This is a genomic window from Pseudomonas frederiksbergensis (assembly GCF_017114915.1).
Classification (GTDB): domain Bacteria; phylum Pseudomonadota; class Gammaproteobacteria; order Pseudomonadales; family Pseudomonadaceae; genus Aquipseudomonas; species Aquipseudomonas frederiksbergensis_I.
The window spans coordinates 1-341 of record NZ_JAAUOE010000124.1; the positions used below are offsets into that span (position 1 = coordinate 1).

Annotated in this window: 1 protein-coding gene; it reads left to right on the forward strand. The window is 60.4% G+C overall.

What is annotated here, in order from left to right; all coding sequences use genetic code 11:
* Nucleotides 1–341, forward strand: a 341-nt coding sequence (locus tag HCU66_RS27020; RefSeq protein ID WP_241015723.1) for an arginine deiminase family protein, incomplete at both ends; no start/stop codon positions are given.

A 341-nucleotide genomic window follows, 5' to 3' on the forward strand; every position in this document is an offset into this window, starting at 1 on the left:
CCCCGAACAACTGCGATGAACTGCTGTTCGACGACGTGCTGTGGGTCGCCCAGGCCAAGCGCGACCACTTCGACTTCGTTACCAAAATGCGCGAGCGCAACGTCGACGTACTGGAAATGCACAACCTGTTGACCGACATCGTCGCCATCCCTGAAGCGCTGGACTGGATTCTGCAACGCAAGATCACCGCCAACTCGGTCGGCCTCGGTCTGGTCAATGAAGTGGGTGCCTGGCTGCGCAGCCTGGAACCGCGCAAAACCGCCGAGTTTCTCATCGGCGGGGTGTCCGCCGATGACCTGCCGGACAGTTTTGGCGGCAAGACCATTCAGATGTTCCGCGAC